The organism is Halobacteroides halobius DSM 5150 (assembly GCF_000328625.1).
In the GTDB taxonomy this organism is placed as follows: Bacteria; Bacillota; Halanaerobiia; order Halobacteroidales; family Halobacteroidaceae; genus Halobacteroides; species Halobacteroides halobius.
Genome location: NC_019978.1, coordinates 328,292 through 343,259 on the forward strand (window position 1 = coordinate 328,292; position 14,968 = coordinate 343,259).

Genomic DNA, 14,968 nt, shown 5'->3' on the forward strand with positions numbered 1-14,968 from the left:
AGTTTATAAGGAGGGGTATCTATGCGTAGTAAGTTAGTATGTAGAGATTGTGGAACTAAGAATTATACTGTGGACTTTTATTGTAAAAGTTGTAGTAGTGATTTGGTAGAACAGAAGCAAGCGAGTATTTCTACTCCATTGCATAAATTAATTACTGCTGTTTTTGCTCTTTAATTTATTTTAAACCAGCCTTTGGGCTGGTTTTTTATTTTGTGTGCTCTGTAGTCTATGATGATAGTAGGTGTAAGTCCTGCCTATTCTGGAAGAATGGATAATATGGTTGAGATATTGTGGCACTCACAGACGAAATGGGTGAGCAAACGGAGAAAACAAACGTCAACCTAAGTTAATAAAGAACAGGATATGAAGCCAACAGTAACAGGGTGTTCATCGTGAGATGTAATCTGAAGAGTTTGAGGCGAAAAATCAGTCCGGAACAATATGTGAACCGAAGGTGGCATTCATTAGTGACGACTCACCAAAATAATGGGGAAGTCCAAGGCTAACTTATAGACCATAGGAATATGTTAGGCTAATGAGTGTGATTATGGTCGGAATGATTGGAATATAGCATAGGTGACCAGAGGATGCTCTAATATGGTCTTTATAGAAATTTATAAAGATAAGTGATGATATAACCTGAATAGGGAAAGTCAAAGCGATGAAATATTAGAGTTCAGAAGCTATCATAGTAGTGAAAAAAAAATCAATGAAAGTTGATTACAGTGAAGGATAGCCAGGTTATTGAAGTTTAGAATTGAGTGTTGATGGTATTTAAATCAAAATGGTTTAAACATTGTTAAAGACAATAAGTCTTAAAAGAAATAGCGGACAGAAAATCATAACTGGAAGCGTGATGAATTTAAGAAAAACCATGACCTAAGTAGTAGTAAACTAAGAGGTGCGATTGGCGAGAGCTTAGAAGACGTGCTTAGGAATGCTACGAATATAGGGGTTTAGATATTAAGACAGGATAGGAAGAACTGGTAAGTCGTGAGGTAGGATAGGTGAAAAAAAATTAGTTCGCTATATAGTATAAAAGATTTAGTGACTAAGAAAAGACATTTACATTGTGCAGCTCAGAAAGTTTTGAATAATGGTGGTTGTGGAGGGATTGACGGTGTAGAAGTTGAAGAATTTAGAGAAAATTACACTAAGAATATGAGTGCTTTATATCGCCAGTTAACAGAAGATAGATATGAGCCACAACCAGTTCTAAGAACGTATATCTCAAAAGGAAATGGAGAACAAAGACCACTAGGTATTCCAGTAATTAAAGACCGAATTGCCCAACAAGCAGTGAAACAGATTCTAGAGATACACTTTGAAGAAATATTCTGCGACTGTTCTTATGGTTTTAGACCTAATAGGTCAACCGAAGATGCAATTAAGAAAGTAGAAGAATATAAAGAACAAGGTTATAATTGGGTATTAGACGCAGATGTCAAATCTTACTTTGATACAATAGACCATGAAATTTTAATGGAGCTGATAGCAGAGGAAGTAAGTGATGGTTGGATATTAGATATTATTAGGTCGTGGCTTACTATAGGTGTCATGACTGAGCAAGGGAAGAGAAGAAACAACGGAGGGAACTCCACAAGGAGGCGTAATTTCTCCACTTTTAGCAAATATCTACCTACATCACTTTGATAAGAAAATGACGCGTCGAGGATATAAGATAGTTAGATTTGCCGATGACTTTATAATTATGGCTAAGAGTAAAGCTAAAGCAGAACGTGCTTTGGAAGTAACTCGCCAGATTATAGAAAATGAATTAAACTTAAGACTACATCCTCGGAAAACAGTAATTACGAATTTTGATGATGGGTTTAAATTTCTAGAATTTAGATTTTATAATGGTGATTATAAAATGCCAAAAGAGAGCTCTATTAAAAGTTTCAAGGATAAAGTAAGAAAGAAAACCAAAAGGAATAGATCAATAGGAGTAGCTGTAATGATTGATGAACTTAATTTAATTATTACTTAATTTAATTATTAGAGGTTGGGGTAATAGCTTTCTACTAGGAAATGTTAAAGGACTATATAAAAAGTTAGATGGTTGGATAAGAATGAGAGTACGTTGTTTTATAGAAGGAAAGAAGGCGAAAGGACAGAATTATCGCCTTCCTAATAAAATATTAAGAGATTTAGGACTAGAATCACTGCTTACCGATGTGCTTTAGACAAGAGTAAAATATACATTTGTGGCAACACAAAGACGATAACTTACTCTCTGTTAAGGAGCAACAATGACCGAAAGCTGTATACGGGAGAACCGTACGTGCAGTTTGACAAGAGGTCCCAGCCGTGAGGCTGGTCCTACTTTATTAGAAGATATAAATTATTATATTATCTAGCAGGTATTTTAACTAATTATCTCTAATATCATAATTAAGTACGAATTTTTAAATCATGTACGATTATAGAGTGTAGCATAATTGGAGGGATAATTAAGTGGATACTAATCAGTTTATTATTTTTAAAGTAGGTAATGAGAAGTTTGGAATCAGAATTACAGAAGTGCAAGAGATTATTAAACCACAAGAAGTAACTACTTTACCTGAAAGTGCCCAATTTATTAAAGGAATTATAGAGTTAAGAGGTGAAGTGATAGTTATTGTTAATTTAGGTGAACGCTTAGGATTAACTAAAGATAATAATGATGGTAGAGTCTTAGTTGTAGAGATTAATGGAGTTAAGGCAGGATTAATCGTTGATGATGCTTCTGATGTGATTCAGATTGATGAAAATATGATTAAGAAGCCTAAAGGAAATATGGCTGGAATTAAAACAGAGTATTTATCTGGAGTTGCTAAATTGGATGAAGAATTAATTGTATTATTAGATTTTGATAGATTATTCTCTGATGAACAACAAGTACAAATTGAGCAAGCTGCTAAAGAAAATAATTAGTTTACGCAAATCTTCCCCTAGTTGGGAAGATTTTTTGTTATAGATTTGAATTTGTAAAATTATAATAATTAGTATATAATCATTGATAAAAGACTATTAGGAGGAGTAGAGTATGCAACGGAAAGATTTATTTAATATGCTAAAAAATTATAAAGTAAAAGCTGTAGAACGTAAAGAAAAATATGATTTAGAACCTCGACCATTAACTAAAGAAGAGACACATTCAGTAGTTAAAGGATTAACTTTAGAAGGACTTAGAGAAGAAGAATTTACTATTTTTTCAACTGAGAGAGTTGATCAATTATTAATCAGGTTATTATCTGAGGAAGTAAGAAGGGGTACATTTCCTTCATCATATGCTAAAGCTAAGGGGCTAGCAAAGTTTGTAGCAGGGGAATTAGAAAGTGATTATTTAACTGCTCAAGAAGCTCTTGATTTATTAGCTAAAATGAGAGGTGGCGCAGCAACTAAGGAATTAATTGAACTGGCTGCTAAAGGATTTTTTGTAGAAGAGATCATTGATATTTTAAAGGATACAGTCTTAGTTAATCAAAATGAATTTAAGCGAGTAGCTAAGTTAGCTAAAAAGGAAGAAGAATTTAAACAAGTAATAAAAAGTTGGGCCAATCGTGAGTTTGCTAAGGATTGGGAGTTAGAAAATAGCTACCAAGGCTTATCAATTAAAGTTGGAGATAATCTAACTACAGGACATTTAAGTCCATCTAAGAATGCTGATAGTAGAACTGACCAACCATTACATGCTCAATTTATAATGGATGGTCGAGAAGATGAGGCGGATTTTTTAGAAAGATTGGCTAAGTTAAAAGAGGAAAGTGCTGATATCTTTTTTGTAGCTGGAGAAGCTTTAGGTGAAGGTTCTTCTCGTAAATCAGCTACCTATACAATGCTACAAATATTAGGTAAGCCGGTAGCAGGTGAACCAGAGAAGAAAGAAGGGGGCGTTGTAATTGCTAAAAGTATGGCTCCTATTTTTGAGAATTCTTTAATTGCTTCTGGTATTTTACCTGTAAAATGTGATACGGATGGTATAGATGAAGGTGCTAGTTTAGAGTTGGATCTAAGAAAAGAGAAACTTATTGCTGATGGAGAAGAAATAGAGATTGAATTACCTATCCAGTATAATTTAGATAAAGTAGCTGCTGGTGGTATGACTTATTTTGATGCTGGAAATGAACTACAACAATGGGCAGTAGAGTATTGTCAAGAGCAAGGAATCGAATTTAATGAAGATAGATTACCAGCTAAAGCAACTCCAGCTGATGAGAAACCACCTCAAACCTTGGCCCAAAAGATTGTGGGGAAAAATAGAATTGATGGTAAGGATACTATTTTACCAGGAGAAACTGCTACTGTTAGAATTAGAGGAGCTTACTCTCAAGATACAACAGGGCCAATGACTTTAGATGAGTATCAGTCTATGGCAGGAGGAGACTTTGGAGCTGAATTTGTAGTTCAATCTCTATGTCATACAGGTGAATGTCCATCTAGTGAAGCTAGAGATAAGCATAAATTTATGCGAGAATTTGTTACTGACCGGGGAGGAGTCTGTTTAAAGCCTGGAGAAGGAATTATTCATACAATTGGTAATCGCTTCGTATTACCAACAGATGTAATTGTAGGTGGTGATTCTCATACTAGAACACCAACTGGTATTTCATTCCCAGCTGCTTCAGATATTGTAGCAGGGGTAATGAAGTATGGTAAGCAAGATTTAACCATGGATGAATCCGTAAGAGTCGTTTTTAAGGGGGAGCCTAAGGAAGGTATTACAGCAAGGGATTTAATTTCAACTTTAGTTGTTTATGCTGAAAAAACAGTAGGTAAGGATGTCTTTAATGGCCGGATTATTGAAATAGAAGGTGTAGAATTCTTAGACCATGATGAAAGATATATTTTAACTAATGCTGTAGCAGAAAGAAGTGCTTCGGCAGGAGTTATACCAGCAGATGAGGTTACATTAGAAGCTATTGCAGATAATTTAGAATATCTAAAATCTAGACCAGACTCTAATAGTAATCCTTCAGTTAAAAGGGCTAGTAAAGCTTTAGAGGACTTTTTAGCTGATCCTACTCTTTTAAAAGCAGATGAAGATGCTAATTATGCTGCTACGATTGAAGTTCCTTTAGATGAAGTAAATAAGCCTTTAGTGGCTAAACCACATCATCCAGATAATGTAGCAGATTTAGATGAAGTTGGTGGGGTTGAACTTGATGAAGTTTTTGTAGGTAGTTGTGTAGGTGGAGATATAGAAAGCATTAGAGCAGCAGCCCGGATTGTAGAAGGAGCACAGGTTAATCTAGATGTTAACTTTGTTGTTTCACCTGCATCCTTAGATATTTATAATCAATTAGCTGAAGATGGTAGTTTAGCTAAATTGACAGCTGCAGGGGCTACAGTAATTATGCCTGGATGTGGTTTATGTATGGGTAATAAACGAAGAATTGGTTCAGGGGCGACTGCTTTAACTACAACCACTCGTAATTATCAATCTAGAATTGGCCCAGCTGATTCTAAAACTTATTTGGGGAGTGCTTATGTAGCAGCTATGGCAGCTATTTTAGGTAGAATCCCAACAGCAGAAGAATATTTTAAGATGTATTGTTAATAAATTTTAATTTTTTGCTTCCCTCTTGCTTAAGCAGGAGGGAATTTTAATATAAACTTGTAGGCTTATAGTTGAGAATATATTAAAAGGAGAGTAGGTTTATTTGATTAGGTAGGTTTTGGAAGTCAATGATTAACTGAGGTTGATTATCATTAGATATGATTTTGGCGACTAAGTTACAATTATTATTAAAATTAGCGATTAGTTTTTCTTGTTGATAAGTAACCTTAAGACTTGTAGGTAATTCTAATTTAGTAAAATCTGCAATAACTGTTTCTGGTTCAGGAATAATTAAATAATAAGGATTTAAGCCTACTAGCCATTTGAACATTTGTTGGACTGTCCTTTTTCGTTTGATTTTATTTAAAATTTGTTGTAAATTAAGAAGTAGTTCATGATTAATTTTAATTTCTGAATTTTTAAGATAGTGATTTAGTTCAGGAATCATTTTTAAATTATCTTTTAATTGTTGAGTATCTATTTGTTGTAAACTAGTAGTGTTATTTGTTATCTTTAAATTGATATCTGAGGGGTGATTTCCTTTATATAAGGTAATTCTTAAATTAATTTGATTATCTTGGGGTTTGATTTCTGGTAAACGGTCAATAATTAATTTAGTTAGTTTAGATGATACATATTCAGATTGTAGCCAGGTTAATATCTTTTCACCAAAATCACTATACTTATTTTGAACTGTAGTTGGTAGATTTTCTAATTTTTTATAATCTCTCTGTTGCTCTAGTTTGGTTCGTTTAGTATACTGAAAGATAAAGTTATTATCTTTACTTAAACTAAACTCTTCAATTTTTTTACAGATAATAAACTCCAATAAATTATGATCAGTGATTTGGATGCTTTCTTCTAAAGATTTTTGTAAGTGTTCAAAGCCTACTTCTGTAACAAAATATTCTTCATTTTGCTGATGAACCAAATTTTTATTCTGCCCAGTAAATTGCTGGAGGTGATTTTGTAATTCATCATATTGAAGATTAAAGAAATTAGTTAAGTCTTGAATAGAAAAACTTTTACTCACATTAATCCCTCCTCTATGATTATTATAGCAATTAATAATGAAACTGCAAACACTTTGCTTTAATTATATAGTTTTTTTAGTAGATGTCAGGGAGGATTATTAGAAAGGATGATTATAATTAACTTTATAATGGTTTTTAATCAAACATTGGTTTTATTTCTATTACTAATGGTTGGATTTACAATTAGAAGGCTAGAGATTGTTGATGATAGTCTGAAACAGAATTTAACTAATTTGATTATCTATGTTACTCTACCAGCTCTATTAATTGATTCTATGAGTTATCAATTTAGTTTAGAGCGGTTAACACAATTAGGTAGTGTATTTATTAATGCTGTGTTAGTCTATTTATTAATGATAATTATTTCTTATATAGTGATTCATTTTTTATCTGTAGAACAAAGATTTAAGGATGTCTATCAATTTATATTAATCTTTGGTAATGTAGGTTTTATGGGGTATCCAGTGATTGAAGTAGTTTATGGTTCAACAGAGGGAATCTTTCTAGCTGCTATTTATAATTTAGTCTTTCATCTTGTGCTATGGACGTTAGGTATAATGATTATGAGTCGTAGCCAAGAAAATGGACAAAACCTATCATTGCAGGGTTTATTAAATCCAGGAGTTATTTCTATAACAGTTGGTTTTTTATTATTCATATTCTCAATTGAGTTGCCTAAGCCTATTACTTATTCGTTAGAAATGTTAGGGGAAACAACAACCCCATTGTCGATGATTGTAGTTGGTTCTATTTTGGCCCAGGTACAGATAAAAGATATTATTTACAACTCCAAATTATGGTTAATAACTTTAATTAGATTATTAATCTTACCACTAACCACTTTATTAATTTTACAGAATTTCAATCTAGATCGATTAATTTTAGGAGTAGTAGTTATTTTAACGGCTATGCCTGCTGCAGCTAATACGGCTATTTTTGCTCAGGAATTTGGAGGGGATGAGGCATTAGCATCTGAAGGAGTATTTTTAACTACTTTGCTATCAATATTTACTATTCCTTTAATTGTTTATTTGCTTTAAGGAGGGATTTTAATGTTTAAGGAAAAATCAGGTTATCTATTTATTATATTAGCAATGTTAATTTGGGGTAGTATTGGGATAATAGTGCGTTTAATCCCTTATTCAGCAGAATTGATTGTCTTTTATAGAGTATTCTTTGCATTTCTTTTTTTGTTATCTGTAGCAGTAATTAATAAAAAGAGTTTTAAATTAGAAAAGCTAAAAGAGAATAAATTATTATTGCTAGGAAGTGGAGTTGCTTTAGCCTTAAATTGGATCTTCTTCTTTCAAGCAGTCAAAGCCACTACAATTGCAAATGCTACTTTAATTTACTATACTGCACCTATGATAGCTACTTTATTATCTAGCTTATGGCTTAAAGAAACTTTGACTAAACAAGGGATAATTGCTTTAGTATTAAGTTTTATAGGAGCGGTTATTATATTTTCTAAGGGAGATATTAGTTTGAAGCTAAGTGGTTGGCAAGGGATTAGCTATGGGCTAATAGCAGCCTTTTTTTATGCTTTGTTTACAGTATTTAATAAATTTATTATAGATTTATCATCTTATTTACTAACTTTAATCCAAACAGGGATTGCTATTTTAATGTTAGCTCCATTTGTTTTGGATTATCAGCAACCTGAGGGAAGTTATTGGATATTATTAATTTTATTAGGGGTTGTACATACTGCTCTAGCGTTAATATTATACTTAAAAGGGTTAAGCTTAAGTAAAGTACAGGATGTAGGTGTATTAAGCTATTTAGACCCTTTAAGTGCTATTCTATTAGCCTTTATATTTTTAAAGGAAATTCCTACAGTAACAACTTTATTAGGGGGCGGATTGATTTTAGTCAGTAGTTATTTGGTAATTTCTAATTAAATTATATTTTGGGAGGATAAGGTATGAATCAGAATTTAAATCATAGGTTACTAGTTATTTTAGCTTTTATGGTGATTTTAGTTTTTGGAATCTTTACGAACTTAAGAGGACAAGTAAATCCATTGATTCAGCAAGATTATAAGATTGATTATTCGCAGTTGGGGTTAGTTTTAGGTTTTTTCTCGGGGGGAAGTATTTTAGCTACTTTTTTTGGTGGAACTTTAATTCAAAAGTATAATTTAAAGGTTATATTTTGGAGTGGATTATTAATTCAGAGTTGTGGATTAATATTTATTGGTTTTATAGATAGTTATTATCTATTATTAATAGTTATGGTAATTATGGGAGTAGGTTTAGGAACTTTAAATGTTTCTGGAAATACTCTTGCTTCCCATGTATTTACTAAAAATAAAGGACGGATGATGAATTTATTTCATCTTTTCTTTGGCATTGGTGGTATGATAGCTCCTCAGTATGCTAATCAAGTCTTTAAGTTAGGTTTCAGTTGGGAAGCAACCTATTTTCTAGGAGTAGTACTGGTTATTATTTTATTTCTTTTTAGTTGGTTTTGCGATTTTCCTCAAGAAGATAAGGAGGTTAGTAGTAAAGAGATAACAATTACAGAATTACTAAGTGATTCTAAGGTTATTATCTTTGTTATAATGTTTTTGTTTCATGTTGGAGCTGAGATAGGTTTAAGTAGTTGGTTGGGGGTTTATTTAGATGATGTTCAAAATAGAACTCAAACAGAGATAAGTTTTTATCTGTCTTTATTCTTTGGGTTATTTACTTTAGGACGTTTTCTAGCTAGTGTTATTGTAGAGAAAATTGGCTATTTACGTTTAGTATTAATTAGTTCTGTAAGTGCAGCAGTTACTATTTTATTAGGTTTGCTTGGCCCAGATTCTTTTGCTTTTTTCTTTTCTTTAACTGGGCTATTTTTATCGGTTAATTTTCCTACTATACAGGCTACGATGTTTGAAGTTTTTGAGGATAATACATCATCTGTTGTTGGATTAACACTGACAGCAGGAGGGTTTGGTAATATAATATTTGCTAATTGGGTTGTAGGGCTTATTAATGATTTAGTAGGAGTGAGTATGGGACTTGGAGTATTTGTTATTTATTTAGCCATTTTAGTTAGTGCTACTTTTTATTTAAGAAGAAATTATATTTTAAAAAAGGAATGTAGTGAGGAGTAAACTTTAAAATTATGTTTAAAATTTAGCTAATTACATATCCTAATCCTAAAAGGAGGAGGATGTTAATTATGAAACTTAGAGATATAATGACTAATCAGATTTCAGCAGTTAAACCGGACTCTAGTGTTAGTGATGTTGCTTCTGCAATGAGGGATCATAATATAGGTTCAGTCCCAGTCTGTCAAGGCAAGAAGCCTGTAGGGATTGTTACAGATAGAGATATAACTATTCGAAACGTTGCAGATGGTAGGAATGCTAATGCTCGAGCTCAAGATGTTATGTCTAAAGATTTAGTATGTGGAACTCCGGATATGGATGCACAAAAAGCTGCTGAAATTATGGGTGCCAACCAGATTAGAAGATTACCAATTGTAGAAAATGAAGAAATAGTAGGAATGGTTGCTTTAGGTGACTTAGCTGTTAGTAATAAATTAGAAATGGAAGCTGGAAACGCTTTAACTTATATTTCTACACCTAGTAAACCTACTGAATAAATAATAGCTTGGCCCTCTACAATTCTGTGGAGGGCTTTTTATATTAGTTATAATATTAAGAAGGTTTTTATTTCTAATTATAGAATTACAAAAGGTAAGGATAGTTTAATAGAACGGGGGGGTAAAATGAACAAATTAAAAGATTTTTTTAGTAAGGGATTGAATAATGTACTTAACTTATTTAAAAAAGTGGCTAAAAAAGTTAATTTGGACAAAATTGGTTTAAGCAAAATTCTATCTAAGCTTAGTGTTGTTAGAGGTTTAGAATTTGGTTTTGCTTTGATTTTAATTATTATTTTATTAGCTGGAGGAATAGTTTTTTATAATACTTATCAGATTAATCAAGAAATCAAATCGATTCAACAAGAGATTGTACCAGCAGTTAGAATTAATGAAAGTATCTTACGTGATGTTGATAATAAAGTAGTTAGAGTTTATCGGTGGTTGGCAGGTATAGGTTCTTTTAGTCCCACTCGTAATAACATGGTTAGTGGTGAGATTGATGCAATTAGAAGTTATATCAAAAGCAATAAAGGAATTAAAAAGTTAGATAAATTAAAAAAGTTAAATCAGCAGTTAACTGCCCAAGGAATTAAGCTAAAAAAGACAGAGCCTAATTCTTATGAAAGAAGGTTACTTAGTTCTAAAATAGACCAGACTAGTTTCAAGATTAGATTAGCCAATGCCTCTTTAAGTAGCTATAATATGAAGCGATTAAATAATAATGTTAAAAAAGTGATGAATTATAGTCAACAGATTAAAAATCGCATTATGATTATGGGGGTAATTATTTTATTACTTCTATTAGGTTTAGGATTTGCTATTGTAAGAAGAGTTAGTAAAGTTACTTATGAAGTTAAAGATAAAACTAAGCAAGTATCTAATAAGGCTGATTCGGTATCTAATATTGCTGATGAAATGAAGAAAACAGCAGATCAAGTAGATGAGAGATTAACTAATGCTTTCGGTTCTATTCAAGATTTAATGAATAGTAATGATGAGGTAGCTAAAGCAGTAGAAGAAGTTTCAGTAGCAATCCAAGAAGTATCAGTAGGAGTTGAAGAACTATCTAATCAGGCAGAGAGTATTTCAGAGATTGGAGAAGAAACATATCAAGCATTACAAAAGACTGATAAAAGAATTGAACGAGGAAATCAATTTGTGCATAGTACTGCTGATACAATGCATCGTTTACAAGAAAGTGTTAGCCAAATTAGCGAAATATCAAATAGGATTATTAAAATAACTGATCAAACTAATTTATTAGCTTTAAATGCAGCTATCGAAGCAGCTCGAGCTGGTGAACATGGACAAGGCTTTACAGTTGTAGCCGAGGAAATTAAGGATTTAGCAGATGAAAGTATGGAAGCAACTAAAGAAGTTCAAGCAATTGTCCAAGAAGTAGAGTCAGCAGCTGAGGAAGCAGTTACTGCAATGGTATCTGATGATGGCACAAATGATAGTATTGTGGAGATCTTTGATGAAATAAATCAAATGTCTACTAAAGTTACAACTAAAATGAAACAAGTTAAAGATAATGCTGATACTCAAGCAGCGGCTAGTGAACAAGTGGGGGCGTTGGCTCAACAAATCTCTGCTTCTAGTCAGGAAGTTTCGGCTCAAACACAAGAAACTGTATCATCTACTGAACAGATGAAGGAATTAATGGAACAAATCACAATAAAGAATACTGATTTATATCATAAGATAAATAATCAGGTTAATAATGCTCAAGAACAAATAGAGTTAATTGAACGTGTTGTAGAAGCTAATAAAGATTTGAATAAGCAATAGTAAGAGGTTATTTAAAGAGTTCCCTAATTAGGGAACTCTTTTTTTGGATCATCTTAATTATATTTACCTGTTGCAGATGTAATTTCTTTTACTTATAATAATACTATGGCAAATTATATTTGTTTAATCACTTTGGAAGCAGTTCCAAACTTATTGTTAAAGAAGGTGTTTAAAAATGGAAAATAGTTGTAAAATGGAGAAGTTTAGTCATCAGATTGAAAAGAACTATAAGGTCAATTTTTATGCTAATATTTTTGATGGTTCTTTTTTTGCCTTAGGGATGGGATTTGTCTCACTTAGCACTATCTTGCCTTTATTTGTTAAACAGTTGACAGATTCTAAATTTTTAATTAGCTTAATTACAGCAACATTAATGTTTGGGGCCAATATCCCCCAGTTATTTGCAGCTAGGAAAATAGAAGGTCTGTATCGTAAGAAAAAAGTAGTACTTTTATTAGGATTGTTGCAAAGATTACCTTGGTTATGTTTAGCTATCCTGACTTATGTATTAACCCCAGAATATCAAAATTGGCTACTGGTTATCTTTTTTGTCTGTTGGGGTTTATATAGTGTAGCCGGAGGATTAGTTGGCCCAGCTTGGTTTGACCTAGTATCAAAGGTTATACCGGTTGATCGTAGAGGTAGATTTTTTGGTTACAGAACTTTTTTGAGTAGTATTTTACAAGTTCTAGGGGCATTAGGAGCTGGTTATATTATTAAGAGTTTTAATTTTCCTTTTAGTTTTACAGTTCTATTTACTTTAGCTTTTATTGCATTAATGATATCCTACTTATTTTTATTAGTAATTAAAGAACCGGCTTATCCAACAGTTAATCAAAAACAAGGATTTAGAGAATATTTTAAGAAATTACCAATGATTTTAAAAGAGAAGGTTAATTTCAGAAATTATTTGTTATGTGTCTTTTTTATTCAGTTTATTGGTATGTCTAATGGATTATTTACTGTAGCAGGTATTGAAAGGTTAGGACTAACTGATAAGATAGCTAGTGATGTAGTGGGTACTTTTACTATATTATTAATTGTTAGTCAGAGTTTAACAAATATATTTTGGGGGCATGTTAGTGATAGATATGGTCATAAATTGGTGATGACTCTATGTGCTGCTTTTAACTCTATTGGAGTTTTAATTGCTTTATTCGCTCAAAGTATTATGGCTTTTTATTTTGTTTTTATTATAACTGGTATAGCATTAGGGGCACAGAAGGTATCATTTTTAACTATTATTCCTGAGTTTTGTAACCCTGAAGAACGTCCTACATATGTAGCTATTACCAATACTGTATCCGGATTAACAATAGCTTGTGTTTCTTTATTAGGGGGATTATTAGCTGATTTATTTAATTATCAAATAGTTTTTGGTATATCTTTTTTAATGGTTGCTATTGGAGCAGGTTTATTGCTTACTAAAGTGTATGACCCTCGAGATATAAGTTAAGAATAAGTTTATAGCTTAAAGAAGTGATCATAATTAAAGTCTTTTTTAGGCATGTATTCTCCACTAGTACTATCAAACTCATAATTTTTAGTTAGGTCAAAACCGGATTGTTGACGTTTGATAATTTTTTGTAAAGTATTAATTAAATGATCTATTTCTTTAGTTGTGTTATAGCTACCAAAGCTGATGCGAACTAAGCCAGGTTTTTGGGAATAATCTTCTTGAGCAAGAGCTTTTTTTGATTGATTGATCTCTTTATCTGTTAATCCTAGTAGATAATGAATATAAGGATGGGCACAAAAGCAACCATTTCTAACTCCAATACCAGCTTCATTAGCTAAGATAGCTGCTACTAAAGAATGAGGAATTGATGTAATATTAAATGGAATAACGCCAACTTGTTTTTTAGCATTACCAGTCTTCATAGCTCCATAGAGTTTAACTTCTTCTAGTTGTTGTAGTTGGTCTAGAGTATAGTTAAGAAGTTTATTTTCATGTTTAACTATTTTTTTAAAACCTATTTTTTCTAAGAATTTTATAGTGGCACCTAAAGCTACAGCACCAATTATATTAGGGGTGCCTGCTTCTTCTTTGTCTGGGAGGTTGGCCCAAATTGTATCATCTAAGGTAACTGCTTTAATAGTTCCTCCTCCACTATAATCGGGACCTTGTTGTAAGAAAGTATCTTTAGGGCCAACTAAGACTCCAGTACCAAAAGGAGCGTACATTTTGTGAGCTGAAAAAGCTAAATAATCAATATGTTCTGGATTATTATTTGATTTTATATCAATTGGGCGATGAGGTATTAGTTGGGCTGCATCGACTAGTAGTTGACTATTATAATTATGAACTACACGAGCTATTTTATGGATTGGATTAATATAACCTGTTACATTAGAAGCTCCACAGATTGCTACTAGTTTAACTCTTTTTCCGTATTTTTCTAGTTTAGACTTTAAGTCTGTCAAATCTAGTCTACCATTTTCATTTAATTGTAGATAGATAACTTTAGCTTTATTGCGCCAAGGTAGAATATTAGAATGATGTTCCATTAAAGTAGTAATTACAATATCACCGTCTGATAAATTTAGACTATAAGATAATTTATTAATTGCTTCAGTAGTATTTTTAACAAAGATAGTAGTATTTTTATCCTTATCTGCTCCTATGAAGTTAGCCACTATGTTATGTACATCATCATAAATTTTAGTAGCAATTTGTGATTTAAAGCCAGCTCCGCGATGAACATTAGAATACCAATGTAAGAATTTTTTTACTTTATAATAACTTACTTTAAAAGCAGGAGTGCTAGCAGCATTATCAAAATTTACATATTTAGTAAAACCGTTATTCATTAAAGGAACTTGTGTATCCAAACCAATTATTTCTTTTCTGATTAAAGAAGCAAATGATCTTTCAAACATATTTTCCCTCCCTCTTGTAAGTTAAACTAGCTCTCTTATACTCACTCATTCTTAGAATTTGAGTTTTTAATAAACATTTTTCCATTAGACAAATAGATATTAATTGAAGATAAATAAATAT

At 31.9% G+C, this 14,968-nt stretch carries 11 protein-coding genes and 1 pseudogene; 10 read left to right on the forward strand and 2 right to left on the reverse strand.

Translation table 11 applies throughout. From position 1 onward, the window contains the following. Positions 1-21 precede the first annotated feature (21 nt). The 4 genes and pseudogenes from HALHA_RS13390 (at position 22) to HALHA_RS01585 (ending at position 5,542) form a co-directional block, all read left to right on the forward strand. Positions 22-174, forward strand: coding sequence for a hypothetical protein (locus HALHA_RS13390; protein ID WP_015326048.1), 153 nt, complete (start codon positions 22-24; stop codon positions 172-174). A gap of 843 nt (positions 175-1,017) precedes the next feature. Then, positions 1,018-2,186, forward strand: a pseudogene (ltrA, locus tag HALHA_RS01575) (group II intron reverse transcriptase/maturase). Positions 2,187-2,457: 271 nt separating this feature from the next. Beyond that, a complete protein-coding gene (locus HALHA_RS01580; protein ID WP_015326049.1) occupies positions 2,458-2,916 on the forward strand; it encodes a chemotaxis protein CheW in 459 nt (152 codons plus the stop codon). Between the two features lie 112 nt (positions 2,917-3,028). Continuing rightward, entirely contained in the window at positions 3,029-5,542 is a 2,514-nt protein-coding gene (locus HALHA_RS01585; protein ID WP_015326050.1) for a bifunctional aconitate hydratase 2/2-methylisocitrate dehydratase, read from the forward strand. 82 nt (positions 5,543-5,624) lie between these two features. Here HALHA_RS01585 and HALHA_RS01590 read toward each other — a convergent pair whose 3' ends face one another. Next, positions 5,625-6,575, reverse strand: coding sequence for a hypothetical protein (locus HALHA_RS01590; RefSeq protein ID WP_015326051.1), 951 nt, complete (start codon positions 6,573-6,575; stop codon positions 5,625-5,627). Between the two features lie 108 nt (positions 6,576-6,683). On the opposite strand from HALHA_RS01590, the gene HALHA_RS01595 reads away from it, so the two are divergent. The 6 genes from HALHA_RS01595 to HALHA_RS01620 all read left to right on the forward strand — a co-directional run bounded on the left by HALHA_RS01595 (position 6,684) and on the right by HALHA_RS01620 (position 13,423). Further along, positions 6,684-7,616 (forward strand): AEC family transporter, encoded by a 933-nt coding sequence (locus HALHA_RS01595; RefSeq protein WP_015326052.1) that lies wholly within the window; start codon positions 6,684-6,686, stop codon positions 7,614-7,616. Positions 7,617-7,628: 12 nt separating this feature from the next. Further along, complete coding sequence (locus HALHA_RS01600; protein WP_015326053.1) at positions 7,629-8,477, forward strand: DMT family transporter; 849 nt, start codon at positions 7,629-7,631, stop codon at positions 8,475-8,477. Positions 8,478-8,500: 23 nt separating this feature from the next. Further along, a complete protein-coding gene (locus tag HALHA_RS01605) occupies positions 8,501-9,679 on the forward strand; it encodes an MFS transporter (protein WP_015326054.1) in 1,179 nt (392 codons plus the stop codon). Positions 9,680-9,747: 68 nt separating this feature from the next. Beyond that, positions 9,748-10,173, forward strand: a complete 426-nt coding sequence (locus tag HALHA_RS01610) for a CBS domain-containing protein (RefSeq protein WP_015326055.1) — start codon at positions 9,748-9,750, stop codon at positions 10,171-10,173. Between the two features lie 126 nt (positions 10,174-10,299). Beyond that, positions 10,300-11,967 carry a methyl-accepting chemotaxis protein gene (locus HALHA_RS01615; RefSeq protein WP_015326056.1) on the forward strand — a complete coding sequence of 556 codons (1,668 nt, stop codon included), beginning with the start codon at positions 10,300-10,302 and terminating at the stop codon, positions 11,965-11,967. A 175-nt stretch (positions 11,968-12,142) separates the two neighbouring features. Further along, positions 12,143-13,423: an MFS transporter gene (locus HALHA_RS01620; protein ID WP_015326057.1), complete on the forward strand. Its 1,281-nt coding sequence runs from the start codon at positions 12,143-12,145 to the stop codon at positions 13,421-13,423. Between the two features lie 8 nt (positions 13,424-13,431). Here HALHA_RS01620 and HALHA_RS01625 read toward each other — a convergent pair whose 3' ends face one another. Then, the gene (locus tag HALHA_RS01625; RefSeq protein ID WP_015326058.1) at positions 13,432-14,847 is read right to left on the reverse strand and encodes an aminotransferase class V-fold PLP-dependent enzyme; all 1,416 of its coding nucleotides are present in this window, start codon (positions 14,845-14,847) and stop codon (positions 13,432-13,434) included. Between the last annotated feature and the right edge of the window lie 121 nt (positions 14,848-14,968).

What these genes read in the sequence shown, in the direction of transcription:
- HALHA_RS13390 (WP_015326048.1), top strand. Translation starts at nt 22, where the DNA reads ATGCGTAGTAAGTTAGTATGTAGAGATTGTGGAACTAAGAATTATACT.
- HALHA_RS01585 (WP_015326050.1), top strand. Translation starts at nt 3,029, where the DNA reads ATGCAACGGAAAGATTTATTTAATATGCTAAAAAATTATAAAGTAAAA.
- HALHA_RS01595 (WP_015326052.1), top strand. Translation starts at nt 6,684, where the DNA reads ATGATTATAATTAACTTTATAATGGTTTTTAATCAAACATTGGTTTTA.
- HALHA_RS01600 (WP_015326053.1), top strand. Translation starts at nt 7,629, where the DNA reads ATGTTTAAGGAAAAATCAGGTTATCTATTTATTATATTAGCAATGTTA.
- HALHA_RS01605 (WP_015326054.1), top strand. Translation starts at nt 8,501, where the DNA reads ATGAATCAGAATTTAAATCATAGGTTACTAGTTATTTTAGCTTTTATG.
- HALHA_RS01610 (WP_015326055.1), top strand. Translation starts at nt 9,748, where the DNA reads ATGAAACTTAGAGATATAATGACTAATCAGATTTCAGCAGTTAAACCG.
- HALHA_RS01615 (WP_015326056.1), top strand. Translation starts at nt 10,300, where the DNA reads ATGAACAAATTAAAAGATTTTTTTAGTAAGGGATTGAATAATGTACTT.
- HALHA_RS01620 (WP_015326057.1), top strand. Translation starts at nt 12,143, where the DNA reads ATGGAAAATAGTTGTAAAATGGAGAAGTTTAGTCATCAGATTGAAAAG.
- HALHA_RS01625 (WP_015326058.1), bottom strand. Translation starts at nt 14,847, where the DNA reads ATGTTTGAAAGATCATTTGCTTCTTTAATCAGAAAAGAAATAATTGGT.